This is a genomic window from Actinoplanes sp. NPDC051475, assembly GCF_040689425.1.
Classification (GTDB): Bacteria; Actinomycetota; Actinomycetes; order Mycobacteriales; family Micromonosporaceae; genus Actinoplanes.
Window position 1 is genome coordinate 152,593 of sequence record NZ_JBFAZZ010000015.1, and the last position, 17,051, is coordinate 169,643.

General features: G+C 68.6%; 14 protein-coding genes. 10 read left to right on the plus strand and 4 right to left on the minus strand.

The features are described 5' to 3' along the window. Window positions 1-17 precede the first annotated feature (17 nt). Together fabG and AB0368_RS28620 are read left to right on the plus strand one after the other, a co-directional pair. On the plus strand, window positions 18-779 hold the full coding sequence (gene fabG / locus AB0368_RS28615) for a 3-oxoacyl-ACP reductase FabG (protein WP_366157084.1): 762 nt from the start codon (window positions 18-20) through the stop codon (window positions 777-779). A 28-nt stretch (window positions 780-807) separates the two neighbouring features. Next, the gene (locus AB0368_RS28620; protein WP_366157085.1) at window positions 808-1,260 is read left to right on the plus strand and encodes a MaoC family dehydratase; all 453 of its coding nucleotides are present in this window, start codon (window positions 808-810) and stop codon (window positions 1,258-1,260) included. Window positions 1,261-1,324: 64 nt separating this feature from the next. Here the strand turns inward: AB0368_RS28620 and AB0368_RS28625 are convergent, their stop codons facing one another. Beyond that, window positions 1,325-1,936, minus strand: coding sequence for a hypothetical protein (locus AB0368_RS28625; RefSeq protein WP_366157086.1), 612 nt, complete (start codon window positions 1,934-1,936; stop codon window positions 1,325-1,327). Window positions 1,937-2,669: 733 nt separating this feature from the next. On the opposite strand from AB0368_RS28625, the gene AB0368_RS28630 reads away from it, so the two are divergent. Then, window positions 2,670-4,271: a polysaccharide biosynthesis tyrosine autokinase gene (locus AB0368_RS28630; RefSeq protein ID WP_366157087.1), complete on the plus strand. Its 1,602-nt coding sequence runs from the start codon at window positions 2,670-2,672 to the stop codon at window positions 4,269-4,271. Here AB0368_RS28630 and AB0368_RS28635 read toward each other — a convergent pair. Next, entirely contained in the window at window positions 4,258-4,878 is a 621-nt protein-coding gene (locus AB0368_RS28635; RefSeq protein WP_366157088.1) for a low molecular weight phosphatase family protein, read from the minus strand. The two genes, AB0368_RS28630 and AB0368_RS28635, sit on opposite strands and share 14 nt — an antisense overlap. Window position 4,879: 1 nt before the next feature. On the opposite strand from AB0368_RS28635, the gene AB0368_RS28640 reads away from it, so the two are divergent. Genes AB0368_RS28640 through AB0368_RS28650 form a run of 3 tightly spaced genes read left to right on the plus strand, consistent with a single transcriptional unit; the run spans window position 4,880 to window position 7,273 of the window. Next, on the plus strand, window positions 4,880-6,010 hold the full coding sequence (locus AB0368_RS28640; RefSeq protein ID WP_366157089.1) for an aminotransferase class I/II-fold pyridoxal phosphate-dependent enzyme: 1,131 nt from the start codon (window positions 4,880-4,882) through the stop codon (window positions 6,008-6,010). Continuing rightward, entirely contained in the window at window positions 6,007-6,645 is a 639-nt protein-coding gene (locus AB0368_RS28645) for a sugar transferase (RefSeq protein WP_366157090.1), read from the plus strand. Before AB0368_RS28640 ends, AB0368_RS28645 begins: the two co-directional genes overlap by 4 nt. Then, a complete protein-coding gene (locus AB0368_RS28650) occupies window positions 6,638-7,273 on the plus strand; it encodes a NeuD/PglB/VioB family sugar acetyltransferase (RefSeq protein WP_366157091.1) in 636 nt (211 codons plus the stop codon). The genes AB0368_RS28645 and AB0368_RS28650 overlap by 8 nt, the downstream gene beginning before the upstream one ends. Window positions 7,274-7,305: 32 nt before the next feature. Here the strand turns inward: AB0368_RS28650 and AB0368_RS28655 are convergent, their stop codons facing one another. Continuing rightward, entirely contained in the window at window positions 7,306-7,809 is a 504-nt protein-coding gene (locus AB0368_RS28655) for a PH domain-containing protein (RefSeq protein ID WP_366157092.1), read from the minus strand. Window positions 7,810-7,819: 10 nt separating this feature from the next. On the opposite strand from AB0368_RS28655, the gene AB0368_RS28660 reads away from it, so the two are divergent. Beyond that, on the plus strand, window positions 7,820-9,025 hold the full coding sequence (locus AB0368_RS28660) for a hypothetical protein (RefSeq protein ID WP_366157093.1): 1,206 nt from the start codon (window positions 7,820-7,822) through the stop codon (window positions 9,023-9,025). A 5-nt stretch (window positions 9,026-9,030) separates the two neighbouring features. Further along, entirely contained in the window at window positions 9,031-9,303 is a 273-nt protein-coding gene (locus AB0368_RS28665) for a hypothetical protein (protein ID WP_366157094.1), read from the plus strand. 196 nt (window positions 9,304-9,499) lie between these two features. Here the strand turns inward: AB0368_RS28665 and AB0368_RS28670 are convergent, their stop codons facing one another. Then, the gene (locus tag AB0368_RS28670) at window positions 9,500-9,652 is read right to left on the minus strand and encodes a DUF397 domain-containing protein (RefSeq protein WP_366157095.1); all 153 of its coding nucleotides are present in this window, start codon (window positions 9,650-9,652) and stop codon (window positions 9,500-9,502) included. 242 nt (window positions 9,653-9,894) lie between these two features. Between AB0368_RS28670 and AB0368_RS28675 the strand changes: the two genes are divergently transcribed. Together AB0368_RS28675 and efeB are read left to right on the plus strand one after the other, a co-directional pair. Then, window positions 9,895-15,798 (plus strand): LamG-like jellyroll fold domain-containing protein, encoded by a 5,904-nt coding sequence (locus AB0368_RS28675; protein ID WP_366157096.1) that lies wholly within the window; start codon window positions 9,895-9,897, stop codon window positions 15,796-15,798. Beyond that, the gene (gene efeB / locus AB0368_RS28680; protein WP_366157097.1) at window positions 15,795-17,018 is read left to right on the plus strand and encodes an iron uptake transporter deferrochelatase/peroxidase subunit; all 1,224 of its coding nucleotides are present in this window, start codon (window positions 15,795-15,797) and stop codon (window positions 17,016-17,018) included. Before AB0368_RS28675 ends, efeB begins: the two co-directional genes overlap by 4 nt. Window positions 17,019-17,051: the final 33 nt, after the last annotated feature.

Below are 17,051 nucleotides of genomic sequence, written 5' to 3' on the forward strand. Positions count from 1 at the left end.
CTGACAGGAGAGCTGACATGAGCAGTACCAATGGCCGCGTTGCCATCGTGACCGGCGGGGCGCGCGGCATCGGCGCTGCCGTGGCCGGGCGACTCAGCGCGGACGGGTTTGGCGTCGCCGTTCTGGACCTCGACGAGGAAGCCTGCGCGCCCGTCGTGCGGGGGATCACCGAGGCCGGTGGCAAGGCGCTGGCGGTCGGGGTCGACGTCGCCGACGAGAAGGCCGTGAAGGACGCGGTCGCGCGGGTGGCCGAGCAGTTGGGGGCGCCGACCGTACTCGTCAACAACGCCGGCATCACGCGGGACAACCTGCTGTTCAAGATGAGCGTGGACGAGTGGGACTCGGTGATGGGCGTCCACCTGCGGGGCTCGTTCCTGATGACCCGGGCGGTCCAGCGGTACATGACCGAGGCGGGCTGGGGGCGGATCGTCAGCCTGTCCAGCACGTCGGCGCTGGGCAACCGCGGTCAGGTGAACTACGCCGCGGCGAAGGCGGGCCTGCAGGGCTTCACGAAGACCCTCGCGATCGAGCTCGGCAAGTTCGGCGTCACGGCGAACGCCATCGCCCCGGGGTTCATCGAGACCGACATGACGGTGGCGACCGCCGCGCGGATGGGCGTGGAGTTCGAGCAGCTCAAGAAGGCCGCCGTGACGCAGATTCCGGTCGGCCGCACCGGCACGCCGGACGACATCGCGCATGCCGTGTCGTTCCTCGTGAGCGAGGGTGCCGGCTTCGTGTCCGGGCAGGTCCTGTACGTCGCCGGCGGCCCGCGCGGCTGATCCGCCGTACCCGAAGGGAGCTTGACTGATGAAGGTTTTCCAGGGCGTGGAGGAACTCGAGAAGGCCGTGGGTACCCACCTCGGCCACTCGGACTGGTGCACGGTGACGCAGCGGCAGATCGACCTGTTCGCCGAGGCCACCGGGGATCACCAGTGGATCCATGTCGACGCGGAGAAGGCGGCCCAGGGCCCGTTCGGCAGCACCGTCGCCCACGGCTACCTGACCCTGTCCATGATTCCGATGCTCATGTGGCAGATCTACACGGTCGAGGGGATCCGCATGGGCGTCAACTACGGCCTCAACAAGGTGCGTTTCCCGGCACCCGTACCGGTGGGCTCACGAGTGCGCGCGGGTGTGGAACTTGTGTCCGTCACCGCCGGAACCGGTGGCCACCAGATGGTGGCGCGGGTGACGATCGAGCGCGACGGCGGCGACAAGCCGGTCTGCGTGGCCGAGACGGTCAGCGTCCTGGCGTCCTGAAGCGACACTGGCCCGCACCCCGAGAGCAAGGAGTGCGGGCCAGCGGCCATGCTGCCGTCGGTGCTTAGTTCTGCTTGCGCCGGCGGATGGTACGGCGGGTGACGAGCGTGCTACCTGCCAGGGCGAGGACGCCCAGGCCCGCGATCGCCAGCCAGGTCCCGTTGGACGGCGCCGGGGTGGTGGTCGCCGATACCGGGGTTCCGGTCAGGCCGGTGGTGCCGCCGACCGTGTAGGAAGCGCGCCGGATGTTCCAGCCGCCGTGCTTCTTCTTGTCGATCACGTAGACCGCCGCGGAAGCGCTCTTGCGAGAAGACTTCCCCTTAGCCGTGATGATCAGGATGCCGGGCGCGAACGCCTTCACGGTGTACGTGAAGCCGCCGTTGCCGTTGGCGCGCACGACCGTCGTCTTGACGGTCTTCCAGCGGTGCGAGCCCTTCTTGCGGAAGGTGATCGTGATGACCACCTTCTCCTTCTTGGTGTACTTACGGCCGGTGGCCCGCACGGACGTGCCGTACTTGACCACACCCTTGTTGACCACCAGTGACGGCGGCGGCGGAGGGTAGTGGCCGTGGTTCGTGGCCGACGCCGCCGTGGCGGTGAAGGCCGTGACCCCCAGGGTCATCGCCAGGGCAGCGATGATCGAGGTGAGAAACGCGATAGCCCGATTGCGGCTCATTGCTGCCTCTTCCAGATGTGTGATTTGCCCTCGACGTTCAACGGGCTGTGCCCGTAGTCGTTGCGACTTCGGTCGCACCAGGACCCCATGGTGTGACGGCAGACCGAAAGTGGTCCGGCGTCGGTTTAAAGCTCGATCCGGGCTGCGGCCTGACGGTGATCACACCGACGACCCGGTCTCGTTCGAGTCCGGTGCCGGCCCCACCTCCTCGCCGTCAAGGGCGGCCCCCACCGCTCCGCCAGAGGTGGGGCTGAAGACCTGGGAACGAGTTCGGCCATAATCACGGATCGCCGGGCCATTCGGATGTCCCCGAAAGTGGGCACGATGCATTGCCGGCGGACGATCATCGGATATCGTGCGGCGGCCGCCGGCGAGCCGCGGCCCGAGTCGCCTCATCAGCGGCTTCCGGCATCGGTGCCGAGCGATGTGCCCGCGAGTGCGCACGGACCACCCGGCCATCGCCATGACGGCTCTGGCCTGCTCTTTCGTGGTCTCGGTGCGGGCACCGCGAAATTCATGCGTCCTCTTATGGGTGAATCTCGGAAATCATCGGAGTTTCTACTCGGCGAACCATCATCGGAAGCGCTATGCGCCGTTATTCGTGATGAGCCCTGGTTGCCCACGCGGGCTCGTACGGGACAACGCGCAATCGATGACCGAATACATGCGCAGTTCGGGCCGATGACGGTGCCCGAATGGCGGATACCGGGACACGAAAAGAGGAGGCTACTCGATGGACCTGCGCGATTACCTGCGCGCCGTTCGAAAGCGATGGTGGCTGGTCGCAGGAGCAATCGCGGTGTCGGTCGGCGTGGCGGTCGCCGTCACCCTCCTCACCCCACCGAAGTACGCAGCGTCGGTCACGTTCTTCGTGAGCACGCGCGGCACCGAGGTGACGCAGGCGTTCCAGGGCGGCCAGTTCGCCCAGCAGCGGGTCAAGTCCTACGTGGATGTGATGACCAGCAACCGGCTGGCCCAGTCGGTCGCGGTGGCGGAACCGGCCGGCCTGACCGCCGAGGACATCCAGGAAGAGATCACCGCTCAGGTGGTCCCGGACACCGTGCTCGTGCAGGCCACCGTGACGGACACCGACCGGGCCCGGGCGCTGCGCCTCGCCCAGCGGCTGGCCGTCCAGTTCCCCGAGCTGATCAGCAAGCTGGAGACTCCGCCGGGTTCCAAGTCGTCGACTGTCGGCGTACAGATCATCGCTGAGCCGAAGCTGGCAGATGCGCCTGTGTCGCCTCAGCCCGTACGAAATGTGGGTCTGGCAATTGCTCTTGGTTTGATCATCGGTGTGGGGGCCGCGGCCCTGCGCGAATCGCTGGACAGCACCATTCGCACGCCGGAGGCGCTGCACAACGCGGCGTCGGCGCCCGTGCTCAGTGCGATTCCGTTTGATCGTAAGGCGGAGAAGTCGCCGCTGATCACGGAGGGCAGTTCGCAGTCGACGCGGGCCGAGGCGATGCGGCAGCTGCGGACGAATCTGCAGTTCGTGAATGTGGATCGGCCGCTGCGGAGCCTCGTGGTGAGCAGTGCCCTGCCGGGTGAGGGCAAGTCCACGACGGTCTGCAACCTGGGCATCGCGTTCGCCGAGGCGGGCAAGCGGGTCATCATCATCGACGCTGATCTGCGGCGGCCGCGGATCGCCGAGTACCTCGGTCTGGAGGGTGCGGTCGGGTTGACCAACGTGCTGGCCGGCCAGGCGAATGTCCGCGACGTCGTGCAGGCGTGGGGCAAGAGCGGACTGTGGGTGCTGCCGAGTGGCTACGTTCCGCCGAATCCCAGCGAACTGCTCGGGTCCGGCAACATGGCTGACCTGCTGGCCGCCCTCGGGGCGGCCTTCGACGTCATCATCATCGACACCCCGCCGCTGCTGCCGGTCACGGACGCGGCGGTGATGTCCACGATCGCGGACGGGTGCCTGCTGGTGTCCCGGCATGCCAAGACGACGGTTTCCCAGGCGCAGACGGCTGCGGCTGCTCTCGCCAAGGTGGGCGGGAAACTGCACGGCTGCGTTCTGAACATGACTCCGGCCAAGAGTGCGGGTTCGTACGCGTACTACAGCTACAACACCGAGAACGAGTCGGTGCCGTCGGAGCCGGTCGCGCCGCTGCGGCCGCGTACGCCGGACATGCCCAGCGCCGGGCCGCTGGCCAATTCGCCGTTCCGGACCGAGTACACGCCGACCGTGGCGCGCACCGAATCGCGGTCGTCGCGGCGGTCGCGGCTTGCGGAGGTGGTGGACACGCCGACCACCGATCTGAGCATTTATCGCAAGGGCGAGGACGGGCCGTATCAGGGCTCGGCGTCGGTGCCGGGTGCTAAGCGGCAGTGATGACGCCGACTACCCCTCGCAGCGACTGCCATACGTCTTCGGCGCAGATCCGGAAGGCCTCGATCGGCTGGTTGACCGGGTCGGGCAGATCGTCCTCCTCGGCCGGCACCCGGGGGACACGATGCCGGCCGGTGTTGACCTCGTCGACCAGGCGCCGCATGCGGTCCGGGACGGAGCCTTCCCATATCGGCGGGGCGACGGCGGCGAAGCGGGCGAACTGGCGCAGCGTGAAGGTTCGGCGAATCGCTCCCGGCTCCAGCATCAGGCAGGCCGAGCGTTGGTCGGCTGTTGCGGTCAGGACCAGGTCGGACTCGCGCAGGATCGCCGGGCTGACCGTGCGGCTGACGAAGTCTGATGCGTCTACGCCGCATTCGGCTAGGACTTCTGCGCTGCCCCGGTGCATGGGCGAGCCGTCATACGCGCGGGTCCCGGCGCTGGCGGTGACGATCGCGGCGGCCTCCGGGCCGAACGCGTCGTCGAATGCGCGCCGGGCGAGCCGTTCCGCCAGCGGCGAGCGGCACAGATTCGCGTGACACACGAAAAGCATTCTGAATCGATAGTCAGTCACTGACTTCCTTCCTCCCGGCCCTCCGAAAGGATGCACCACGATGACCGGACGAATTCTGCTGTCCGCCCCCGACGTCGGCGAACTCGAGGAGGCCTACGTCGTCGAGGCGCTCCGCTCGGGCTGGATCGCGCCGGCCGGGCCGGCGGTGGACGCCTTCGAGCGCGAGGTGGCTTCTCGCGTCGATGTGGCTCACGCGGTCGCGGTCAGCTCCGGCACAGCGGGCCTGCACCTCGCCTTGATGGCAAACGGCATCAGTGCAGGCCAGGTCGTCCTGGTTCCCACTCTCACCTTCGCGGCGACGGCCAACGCGGTCGCGTACACCGGCGCAGAACCGGTCTTCGTGGACTGCGATCCGCGGACCGGCAACATCGACCCGGCCCTGGTGGAGCAGGCGTTGGCGGAACTGCGGGCGGAAGGCCGGAAGGTCGGTGCGGTCATGCCGGTCGACCTGTTCGGCACCTGTGCCGACTACGACGAACTAATCCCTTTGTGTGACGCGTACGGCGTCCCGCTCATCGCGGATGCCGCCGAATCGCTCGGGTCCACCTATCGGGGTCGACCGGCCGGCTCCTTCGGCGTAGCAAGCGTGATTTCGTTCAACGGCAACAAGATAATGACCACGTCCGGCGGCGGAATGCTGCTGTCGGACAACCGCGCGCTGGTCGAACACTGCCGGCACCTGTCCACCCAGGCCAGGCAACCGGTGCCGTACTACCAGCACGAGGAGATCGGCTACAACTACCGGCTGAGCAACCTCCTGGCCGCGCTGGGCCGCGCCCAGCTGACCCGGCTCGACGAGATGATCGGCAAGCGCCGCGCGCTGCGTGACGCGTATGCCAAGGTCTTCGCCAGCATCGACGGCGTTGAGCTGCTGGGCGAGGACGGCGGTGCGAACTGCTGGCTCACCAGCATCGTCGTCGACCCGGCGCGGGCGGGGTGGCGGGCCTCGGATCTCGCTGCGCACCTGGGGGCGCGGAACATCGAGACGCGGCCGGTCTTCAAGCCGATGCACCTCCAGCCGGTGTTCGCCGGTGCGCGGTCCGTCCTGTCCGGTGCCGCTCAGCGGCTGTTCGAGCAGGGACTGACGCTGCCCAGCGGATCCGTCCTGACCAAGCCGGACAGGCAGCGAATCCTCGATGCCACCGCGGAGTTCCTGGGGAGGAACCGATGATCGACCGTGTACGCCTGCACGCCCGGATCCAACGGACCGTCGACATCCTGGTCTCGGTCGTCGTGCTGACGCTGACCGCGCCGCTGATGCTGGGTGTCGCCGTTCTGGTCGCCTGGCGGCTCGGTACGCCGGTCTTCTTCCGGCAGGCGCGGCCGGGACTGCACGGCCGGGTGTTCACGATGGTCAAGTTCCGCACCATGCGAGACGTCGACCCGTCCCGCGGGCTGATCACGGACGCGGACCGGATGACCCGGTTGGGCCGCATCCTGCGGGCCACGAGCGTGGACGAGCTGCCCACGTTCATCAACATCGTCAAGGGCGACATGAGCCTGGTCGGGCCGCGTCCGTTGCTCGTGCGGTATCTCGATCTCTACACGCCGACGCAGGCTCGCCGGCATGAGGTGCGGCCGGGGCTGACCGGGCTGGCGCAGGTGCGGGGGCGTAACTCGCTGTCCTGGGAGGACAAGTTCGACCTCGACGTCTGGTACGTCGACCACCGCACGCTGCGGCTGAATCTGCGCATCATGGTCGAGACCTTCACGACGGTGCTGCGCCGTGAAGGGATCGCGGCTGAGGGGCAGGTCACCATGCCGGAGTTCAAGGGCAGCCGGGCGCGGGGTGTCGCACGTGTCTGACCCGCTGGTCATCGTGGGATGCGGCGGCCATGGGCGTGAGGTGTACGGCGTCGTGCATGCCGTCAACGAGGCGTACGGGGAGCCGTGGAAGGTTCTCGGCTTCGTTGATGATGCGCCCAGCGATGTCAATCTCGGTCGGTTGGAACGCCTGGGTGTTCCGTTCCTGGGGGATTTGGGGCAGCTCGCGGGGATGGGTGATGACGTTCGGTACGTCATCGGGATCGGGGATCCGCGGGTGCGGGCCAAGGTCGCTGCGAAGATCGGGCTGGCGCCGGCGGGGCCGCTTGTTCACCCTGATGCGAGTGTCGGGCTCGGAAACGAGTTTGGCGACGGGGTGGTGCTGCTTGCGGGGGTCCGGGTGACGACCAATGTGACGCTGGGCCGGCATGTGCATCTGAACCAGAACGCCACGGTCGGGCATGACAGCGTGCTGGGCGACTTTGTCCAGGTGAATCCGCTGGCTGCGGTATCCGGGGACTGTCGGTTGGGTGAGCGGGTGCTGATCGGGACGACGGCTGCGGTGCTGCAGGGATTGAGCGTCGGCGCAGGAGCCACGGTCGGCGCAGGCGCTTGTGTGGTTCGGCCGGTGCCGAGCGACACGGTCGTCAAGGGCGTGCCTGCCCGGTAGGACGCCCTGGAACGGCTGCCAGGATATGACGGCTATTCGCCGCGAGTGATTCGGTCGCGGCTTCTCTTCCAGGCGGTACGCATTTGGCGATACCCGTCGTATACCCGCCGCGGTGCGTCTTTGGCCGGATCGTCGTGCACGCTGGAGAACGGTACTGCTCCGAACTGGCCGATCTGTGATGCTCCCCACGCCCAGCGCGGTACCCCGCCGGCCCAGACCCGCACGATCCAGCCGGCGCTGGAGATGATGTCGATGTCTTCCACGTCGCTCCAGTAGAAGCGGAAGCTACGTAGCGGGTTGACCAGCTCGATGTGGTCGTCATGCAAGACAACCCGTACCAGGGCGAGCCGCAGCGCGAAGGCGCCGACCAGCACCAACGCGACGAGACCGGCGACAAGGCCCACGGGCGGCGTCCCCGGGTCCCCCGAGGCGTAGACCGCCAATACGACGATCAGCGGCAGACCGATCAGGAGGCCTCCGATGATCGAGTAGAAGACCCGGCCCAGGGACGAGCGCAGTACGCGGGAGCGGCTCACGCGCTGCATTATGCGGGGTGGCCGCTACGGGCACCACCATGCCATCCTCGGCGATCATGGCTGGACGCACGGCATGGGGGGCAGCGGTCAGGTGACGTTTCGAGTAGACCCGCAGGCGCTGGATCAAGCGGCTGCGCTCCTGGAGCGCAATCGTGCGGTGGTACCGGACATGCAGTCTTACATCAGCACGTACCTGGCGAAGGACGCATGGAACCAGGTCGGCGGGCAGGGCTTGTTGCTGTGGTTCAGCTACGACCACGACGAGCAGGTAGTGCGCGCCGATCACCGCCTGCATTGGGTCAACGGAGTGTGGCAGAGCGGCGCCGTGAACCTTGGCGTGTCGGCAGCGCAGTACCGCAGCGTCGACGCGGAAACCGCCGCACACATGGACGCGCAGCTGCGGCGACTCGGCGAAGCACCCCACGTCGATTCCGACCCCTCCCACTGGGAGTACAGCGACAGGCCAGCCGCCACCTTCAACGACGTGGCCGATCCGCACCGCGCCGTCTCCACGCCGCCCAACGACTCCATCGACAGCCTGGAACCGCAGGCCGCCGAGGTCGCCCAATGGGTGGGGCAGATCAATGACCTGGTCAGCATGAACGCCTGGGCGCGTTTTGCGATCAAGGAGATCTTCGGCGGCGACCCGATCAAGGAAGCCCTCGATCTGCTCGCGGGCGACTGGACCGTGTTCGCGCATTACGCCGTGGCCTGGAAGCATGTCGGCTTCTCCGTCGCCGCGATGACCGACAACATCGAGCACACCGGCGACGCCCTCGCCGCGCACTGGACCGGCAACGCAGCCGACGCTGCGCTGACCTGGCTGCAGAAGATGCACGGTGCGATGACCACCGAGTTCGGCTTCTACGACACCTACCTCTTCGGGGTCTGCAAGGCCTACATCGAGGTCGCCTATTACGCATACGAGAACCTGAACTACCTCGTCGGTGAGCTGTTGGACCTCGTGCTCGAGGCGGCCACCGCACTGATGGGCTTCGTGACCGACGGCCTGAGCACGATCGCGGCCGCCGTCATTGCGCTCTGCGACGCCATCATGTTCATCGTCGACTTCTGTCGCCAGCTCTACTACGCAGGCAAGAGCATCGCCGCAGTCGCCGGCATGCCCGAGGAGCCCCCGCTGGAGATCGCCGACCTGCTGTTGGCCGACCCCGACCCGGCCGGCCGGCACTGCATCTCCGTCCCGGCAACGAAGTGAGCGACATGAACACCGACCGCTTCCCGCGCCCGCCCATCGACCGCGAACAGATCGCCCGTATCCGCGGGCGTCTCCGCCAACAGATCCGGAATGCGCCGCCCGCCAAGGATCCGCTCACCCGTGAGCTGCAGCAGAATGTCGCCAACGGTGTGCGAGGCCGCGACCTGCTGAGCGTCGATGCCTACCGCGAACACTTTGCCGCCCACGCTGAGGAGCTGACCGAGCGCCTGCGCCGCGTCCGTGAAGATTTGGACGAGCAAGCCCCGGCACCAAACTGATTCGGCCACTGAGCAGGATCAGCCATGAGTCCAGGGTCCACCAAGGTGCATGCAGCTTGGTCGAGGGCGAACTTTGACGGTGTCACCCGGCGCCGGTTGAGGGAGACACGGAAAGCGGCCTGAGTGTGACCCGAACGACGGCATGCCGTCATCGGTGGCCGAACGAGCCGACGGGCAACCTCGAACGATCGACCCATCAGACGTCGAACTCCCCGGCCTTCACCGCGGCGAAGAAGGCCCTCCACTCGCTTGGCGTGGAGACCAGAGCCTGGTCATTGGGCGCCTTCGAGCGCCGGCTCGGCGGCACGAGGTGCGGCGTTCGAGGGCAGCCGGGCGCGGGGTGTCGCACGTATCTGAGCCGCTGTCTTTTGCCTTGTCCATTTCGCCCTGTATGTCAGCCGAAAGTACTCATCTGGTCATCAGAGGGGTGAGGCGCGGAAAGCCTCGTGTCCTCACCTGATCATGGGCGTTAGGCCGGGTGCTCGCGGCCTCGGTGAAATCCTTCGGATGGTGCCCGACGCCGTACTGATGTGCGGAGGGCAGTAATCGATGTGGAACAGCCGTAGGCGCGTGTGCGCCGTTCTGCTGGCGATGACATGTGTCGCGGCGTACTCGCCCGCGACCGCGTTCGCCGAGCTCAGACCGGATCCGGAGCCTGCACCGACCGCAACCACATCGGCACCTGCCGCCGAGCGGACCGCGAAACCACCGGCTTCTAAGGCCAAGAAGGCAGCTTCCGGTAAGAAGGCGCATGTCGCGAAGAAGGCGCATGTCGCGAAGAAGGCCGGCTCGAGGAAGGCGCCGGCTGCCCGGACGATCGCGGCGTGCGACACCCTCGGGGCGCCGCGCAGCGTGACGGTTACCGCCGGAGCGAATTCGGCGACAGCGACCTGGCAGGCACCCACCCTCGGCACTCCGACCTCCTACCTGGTCAGCGCCGTCAGCGGAACCCGGCAGGCCGGGGCGAAGGCTGTGCCCGCGTCCGTGCTGACCGCGACACTGACCGGGTTGACCGCCACCGCCCACACCATCACGGTGACGGCCGTCGCAGACTGCGGTGCCGGCCCCGGCGCCTCGGCCGCACCGGTGACGCCGACGGGCGCAGCGACCACATACGCCGCGACCGTCCTCACCGATGCCCCGGCCGCGTACTACCGGCTCGGCGAAGCGGCCAACAGTGGCTCGACGCCCGCGCTGGGTGCGGATTCGTCCGGCAGGGGGAACCCGCTGAGCTACGGCTATCCCGCGACGGTCGGGGCCGCCGGTGCTCTGGTCGGGGACAGCGACACGGGTGTGAGCCTCAACGGCGGCTGCTGCGCCGGAACGGCCCGGCCCGACATGCCGCAGTACGGCAGCGACCGGACCGTGGAGGCCTGGGTCAAGCCGAACGACGGCTACCTGCGGTGGGTGACCGGTTGGGGTGACTACAACACCAACGGCGGTTTCCAGCTCGGCCTGGAGAACGGCAACGTCGTCGTGGGTACGACGAGCGCCGAGTATCGCTTCGCCCTGCCCGCGAACATCGTCGGTGGTGGCTGGCACCAGATCGGAGCCACCTACTCCGGCGGCACCCTGATCGCTTATCTCGACGGCGTCGCGCTGGGCACGAGGACACTCGACGACCCCCTCGACACGGCCACGGACACCGTCCTCTACGTCGGCGCCGGGCACGACGGCGCGTACAACCCGTTCTACGGCGGCCTGGACGAGGTCTCGATCTATGGGACCGCGCTGACGGCCGCCCGGATCAGCGCCCACTTCGCCGCCAGCGGTCACAGCCGGCCGACTGCCGCGAAGGTCGTGAACGCGCAGACCGGCGAGGACAACGAGCTGATCGTGTCGTGGGGCGCCGCGACGGCGACCGGTGGTCCGGTGAACCGCTATGTCGTCACCGCACTGGTGGCCGGCGTGGCGCGCAACTCCATGGTGGTCGCCGGAACTAAGACGGCGGCCCGCATGACCGGTCTCGGCGGCGGCACCGGCTACACGTTCCGGGTCGTGCCCGGCAACGATTACGGGGACGGCCCGGCGGCCACGAGCACCACCGCAGTGGCGCCCACCGGTCCGGCCACCACGTACGCAACCACGGTTCTCGCCGACAGCCCGCAGGTGTACTACCGGCTCGGGGAGCCGGCCGGCAACGTCGTGGGCGGTGATTCTTCCGGGCGGGGCAAGCTACTGACTTACCGCGCCGCATCCGCGGGCTTCTCGAAGGCTGGCGCGGTTCTCGGTGACGCTGACAAGGCTGTACAGCTCAACGCGTCATGCTGCTTCGGCACCGCGCGGCCGGTGCTGTCCGTCAACAATGTCAGTCGCACGGTCGAGGCTTGGATCAAACCGGCTGACCAGTACAAGAGATTCTTCGCAGGCTACGGGGCCAGTGACGACGGCGCGGCTTTCGACGTTGGAGCCGACGCCGACACCATCTACGTGCGGACCTACAACGACGACGTGTCCATGCCGGTGCCCACGTCGCTGACCGACGGCGCCTGGCATCACGTCGTGGTGGCGCAATCTGTCACCACGGTGACGTTCTACGTCGACGGCGTCAGTCTCGGCTCCAAACAGTTGCGGAACGCGCCCAACACGGCCGAGGGTACGACGTTCTATGTCGGCTCCGGGCATGACGGCGATTCGCCGTATTACGGAGGCTTGGACGAAGTCGCGGTCTACCCGGGCTATCTCCTTCCCGCTCGCGTCACGGCGCATTTCGCGGCGAGCGGGCATGCCCGGCCGGCTCAGGTCACCGCACTCACAGCGTCGCCTGACGTCAATCAAATCAACGTCTCGTGGAGCGCCGTGGCGCCCGCCGACGGGATCACGTCGTTCCTGGTGACGGCGATGAGCGGCGGCGTCGCCCGCAACTCGATCGTCGTTCCCGGCACCGTTTCCACGGCCGTACTCACCGGCCTGGTCGGCGGAACTGCGTACTCGGTGCGCGTCATCCCCACCAACCGCTACGGCGACGGTCCGGCGGTTACGTCGGCGACGGCGGTCACCCCTACCGGTGCCACCACGACGTATGCGTCATCTGTCCTCGCGGCGGCACCCTCGGTGTACTACCGCCTGGGCGAGCCGGCGGGCCTCGGCACGGCGGCGAACTCGTCGGGCGACGGGAAACCGTTGACCATTCGTTCCACGAGTCAGACGTGGCGCGTTGCCGGCGCGTTGCGCGGCGACGCCGACACCGCGGTCACGACCGACGGCGGATGCTGCGTCGGTTCCAGCATGGCCGCCATGCCGCGCTTCGACGCGGGTCGGTCCGTCCAGGCATGGGTACGGCCGAACGACGGCTACACGCGCTGGTTCGCCGGTTACGGCGTCTCCGGTGACGCGACCGCCTTCTCGGTCGGTCTGCGCGACTCCGCCGTGCTCGTGCACAACGGCAACACCGAGCTGGCCATCCCCACGCCGCGTCCACTGACCGACGGAGTCTGGCACCACGTCACGGTCACGTACTCGGCAAAGCTCGTCACCGCGTACCTGGACGGGCTCAGCATTGGCACCAAGCAATTCCCCGACATCCTCAACACCAAGACGGCCGGCGGTCCTCTGTACGTCGGCGCCGGGCACAGCGGGAACAGCCCGTTCTACGGCGGCGTCGACGAGGTCGCTGTCTACCCGACGGTGCTGACTGCGGCTCAGATCGCTGGACAGTTCCAGGCGAGCGGGCACTCTCGCCCCGCAACGGTGACCGGCCTGACCGCCACTTCGCGTCCCAACGCGCTGAGCGTCTCGTGGAACGCCCCGGCCTCTCCAGACGGTGTGACGGCGTACCGGGTCACCGCGCTGAAGGGCGGGGTGGCGGCCAACGCCATCATGGTGCCGGGAACCGCGACGTCGGCCACGCTGACCGGCCTCGCCGGCGGCACGGCCTACACCGTCCGGGTGGCAGGCATCAACGCGTACGGCGAGAGCGCAGCGGTCGACAGCACCACCCCGGTCACGCCGACCGGAAGCGCCACGACATACGCCACGGCCGTGCTGGCCGACTCGCCGATCGCGTACTACCGCCTCGGCGAGGCAGCCGGGGTGGTCAGCGGCGCCGACTCCGCAAAGGGCAACACGCTCACCTACAGCAGCGGCACGCGCGGCATCCCGGGTGCGGTCGCCGGGGATGCCGACACCGCCGCCCAGGGCGATGGCGGCTGCTGCATCGGCTTCTCCCAGACCGTCCCGCCGCGCAACAACAGCTCGCGGACGGTCGAGGCGTGGGTCAAGCCCGCCGACGGCTACCTGCGGTGGATCGCCGGCTGGGGACGCAGCGGCGTCGACGAGGCGTTCAACGTCGGACTCGGCGACTCACGCATCGTCGTCAGCGCGTACGCGGACGACCTGACCTTCCCGGTCGGGCGCTCGCTAGTCGACGGCGCCTGGCACCACGTAGCAGTTACCGCGAGCACCACCGTAGCCACCGTCTACGTCGATGGGGTAAGCATGGGCACTCGTACATTCGCCGGTGAGATGGCGACGGTGACCAGCGGTGGCCTGCGCATCGGCGCCGCCCACGACGGCAGCACCCCGTTCTACGGAGGGCTCGACGAGGTTGCGGTCTACCCGGCGTATCTCAGCGCCAGTCAGATCGCCGCGCACTTCGTCGCTAGCGGGCATGGCCGTCCCGTCGCTCCCACCGCGGTTGCTGCGCTGAGCCAGGCCAACGCGCTCAGCGTCTCCTGGAACGCACCAGGCGGATCGGACGGCGTCTCCTACTACCTGCTCACCGCGTACGCAGCGGGCCAGCCGAAGAACTCCGTCGCGGTGCGAGGGAATGCGACGACTGGCACCCTGACTGGGCTGGCCGGTGGCACCGCCTACACCGTGCAAGTCACGCCGGTAAACGCCTATGGCAAGGGAGCGCCGGCGACGTCCGCGGCCGCCACCCCGAGCGGTGCGGCGAGCACGTACGCGACCACTGTCCTGGCCGACGCGCCCACCGCGTACTACCGCTTGGGTGAGGCAGCCGGGCTGACCACGGGCGCCGACTCGGCCCCCGCGGGTGCGCCGCTGGTCTACGGAGGCTCCGCCACTCTCGGCGTACCGGGCGCGGTCGTCGGCGATACCGACGGTGCGGTGAACAACAACTCCGGCTGCTGCCCCGGATCGGCTCGCAACGGCACCCTGCCGTCGTACAACTCCGCCCGTACCGTCGAAGGCTGGGTGAAGCCGGCGGATGGCTACCTGCGCTGGATGGCCGGGTGGGGGACCAGTCGCACGGACCGGGCGTTCAACATCGGCCTGGACAGCACCCGGGTCCTGGTCAGCGGGTACGCCGACGACGTCTCGGTGCCGCTCGCCAGGCCGCTGACAGATGGTGAGTGGCACCACGTGGCCGTCACCTACAACGGTGCCACCGCAGCGGTCTACGTCGACGGGCTGCTGCTCGGCTCGCGCACCTTCGCGCAGAAGCTGAACACCGTCGTGCCCGTCGGCGAGGGACTGCGAGTGGGCGCCGCCCACGATGGCAGCACCCCGTTCTACGGCGATCTCGACGAGGTGGCGGTCTTCCCGGTGGCGCTCACCGCGGCGCGCATCACCGAGCACTTCGCGGCATCGGGGCACGCGCGGCCCAAGGCTGTCACCGCGTTGACCGCCTCGGCTCAGCCGAACGCGGCACGAGTGTCGTGGACGGCTCCGTCCCCGGCGCCGGACTACTACGTGGTGACCGCGCTCAAAGCAGGAGTCGCAAGGAACTCGATGGTGGTGGCCGGCAGCGTGACGACGGCCCTGGTGACCGGGCTGCCCGGTGGTGTCGCCCACACGGTCCGGGTGACAGGGGTCAACGCGTACGGCGACGGGCCGGCAGTGACGTCTTCGACGGTCACACCGAGCGGAGCGGCCGCAACGTACGCGAGCACGGTGCTCGCCGATGCGCCGACCGCGTACTACCGCCTCGGCGAGGCGACCGGCCTGAAGTACGGCGCCGACTCCGCGGGTGGGCCGCTGGTGACGTACGGCGTGGCGGGCACACTCGGTGGCAGCGGCGCACTCCCGGCCGACCCCGATCTCGCCGTGACCGTGAACGGGAACTGCTGCCTCGGCAACGCCCGCGCGAAACTGCCGGTCAACAACGCTGCGCGGTCGGTGGAGGCGTGGGTCAAGCCCTCCGACACCTGGCAGCGGTGGCTGGCCGGGTGGGGCTCCAGCGCCGTCGACCGGTCGTTCAACGTCGGCGTGCAGGGCGACGGAATTCTGGTCAGCGCGTACGGCGACGACCTGTCGTTCACCGCGCCGAGCAGCATCGCCGACGGCCTGTGGCACCACGTGGTGGTCACCTACAGCGCCGGGGCGGCGACCGCGTACCTGGACGGTGCCAAGGTCGGCACGCAGTCGTTCAGCCACTCGCTGAACACGGGGAGCACCACCACCGGCCTGCGGCTCGGATCTACTCACGACGGTGGCGGGGCCTACTACGGAGCCCTCGATGAAGTCGCCGTCTACCAGACCGCGCTCACGGCGGCCCAGGTCTCGGCGCACTACCAGGCGGGCATCCTGTGATCGCCCGTTCGCCGAGCCTTTCCCGGCGCCGGCTGATAGCCGGAAGCGTTCTGGTGGCCGGGTCGGCGGGGGCACTTGTCGTCGACCCGGGCGGCGCGGTGCCGGCGGCGGGTGCCGCCGGGGATGCGGTCGAGTTCCACGGCCCCCATCAGGCCGGCATCGTGACGCCGGCGCAGGACCACCTGCACTTCGTGGCCTTCGACGTGGTGACCAACGACCGGACGCGGCTGGCCGGGTTGCTCGGGCAGTGGACACGTGCCGCCGCCAGGCTGACCCGCGGACAGGGCGCCGGTTCGTTAGGTGCGGTCGGTGGTCCGCCCGGTGCGGTGGCGGACGACTCGGGGGAAACGCTGGGTCTTCCGCCGGCTGGGCTAACGGTGACGCTGGGGATCGGGCCGGGCCTGTTCGACCGGTTCCGGTTCACTGGGCGTAAGCCTGCCGCACTGGCCGACCTACCGGCGTTCCCCGGCGACAGGCTGGACGCCGCTCGATCCGGCGGTGACCTGTGCCTCCAGGTCTGTGCCAACGATCCACTGGTCGCCGGGCACACGGTCCGGAACCTGGCCAGGATCGGCGGCGGCGTGGTGCGGGCGCGGTGGTCTCAGGTGGGCTTCGGGCGTACCTCTGTCATCGGCCCCTCCCAGGCGACGCCGCGGAATCTGTTCGGTTTCAAGGACGGCACGCGAAACCTGGACGTGACGGACGCCGCCATGGTGCGCAAGCACCTGTGGGTTCAGCCCGGTGACGGGCCAAGCTGGATGGAGGGCGGCACCTACCTCGTCGTCCGCAAGCTCCGCATGGTGCTCGAGGCATGGGACCGGGAGTCGCTCGGTGAGCAGGAAGCGGTCGTCGGGCGGGCCAAGGGCACCGGCGCTCCGATCGGCCGCACCGGCGAATTCGACGCCTTCGACGTCGCCGACGCGCGCATCGCCCGCAACGCTCACGCCCGGCTGGCTCACCCCGACATGAACGGGGGCGCTCGGATGCTGCGCCGTGGATACAACTACGTCGACGGCACGGACAGGTCCGGGCGGATGGACGCCGGCTTGTTCTTCCTCGCCTACCAGCGCGACCCGCGCACCGGCTTCATCCCGGTGCAGACCCGCCTGTCCCGGCACGACGCGATGAACGAGTACGTCCGGCCGGTGTCCAGCGCACTTTTCGCAGTCCCGCCCGGTACCTCCGCCGGCGGCTCGTGGGCAGCGGAGCTGTTCCAGTGAGACGTCTCGTCATGACCCCCACCCGCATCGACC

What these genes read in the sequence shown, in the direction of transcription:
- AB0368_RS28625 (WP_366157086.1), bottom strand. Translation starts at nt 1,936, where the DNA reads ATGAGCCGCAATCGGGCTATCGCGTTTCTCACCTCGATCATCGCTGCC.
- AB0368_RS28675 (WP_366157096.1), top strand. Translation starts at nt 9,895, where the DNA reads ATGACATGTGTCGCGGCGTACTCGCCCGCGACCGCGTTCGCCGAGCTC.
- AB0368_RS28665 (WP_366157094.1), top strand. Translation starts at nt 9,031, where the DNA reads ATGAACACCGACCGCTTCCCGCGCCCGCCCATCGACCGCGAACAGATC.
- AB0368_RS28640 (WP_366157089.1), top strand. Translation starts at nt 4,880, where the DNA reads ATGACCGGACGAATTCTGCTGTCCGCCCCCGACGTCGGCGAACTCGAG.
- AB0368_RS28620 (WP_366157085.1), top strand. Translation starts at nt 808, where the DNA reads ATGAAGGTTTTCCAGGGCGTGGAGGAACTCGAGAAGGCCGTGGGTACC.
- AB0368_RS28660 (WP_366157093.1), top strand. Translation starts at nt 7,820, where the DNA reads ATGCGGGGTGGCCGCTACGGGCACCACCATGCCATCCTCGGCGATCAT.
- AB0368_RS28630 (WP_366157087.1), top strand. Translation starts at nt 2,670, where the DNA reads ATGGACCTGCGCGATTACCTGCGCGCCGTTCGAAAGCGATGGTGGCTG.
- fabG (WP_366157084.1), top strand. Translation starts at nt 18, where the DNA reads ATGAGCAGTACCAATGGCCGCGTTGCCATCGTGACCGGCGGGGCGCGC.
- AB0368_RS28645 (WP_366157090.1), top strand. Translation starts at nt 6,007, where the DNA reads ATGATCGACCGTGTACGCCTGCACGCCCGGATCCAACGGACCGTCGAC.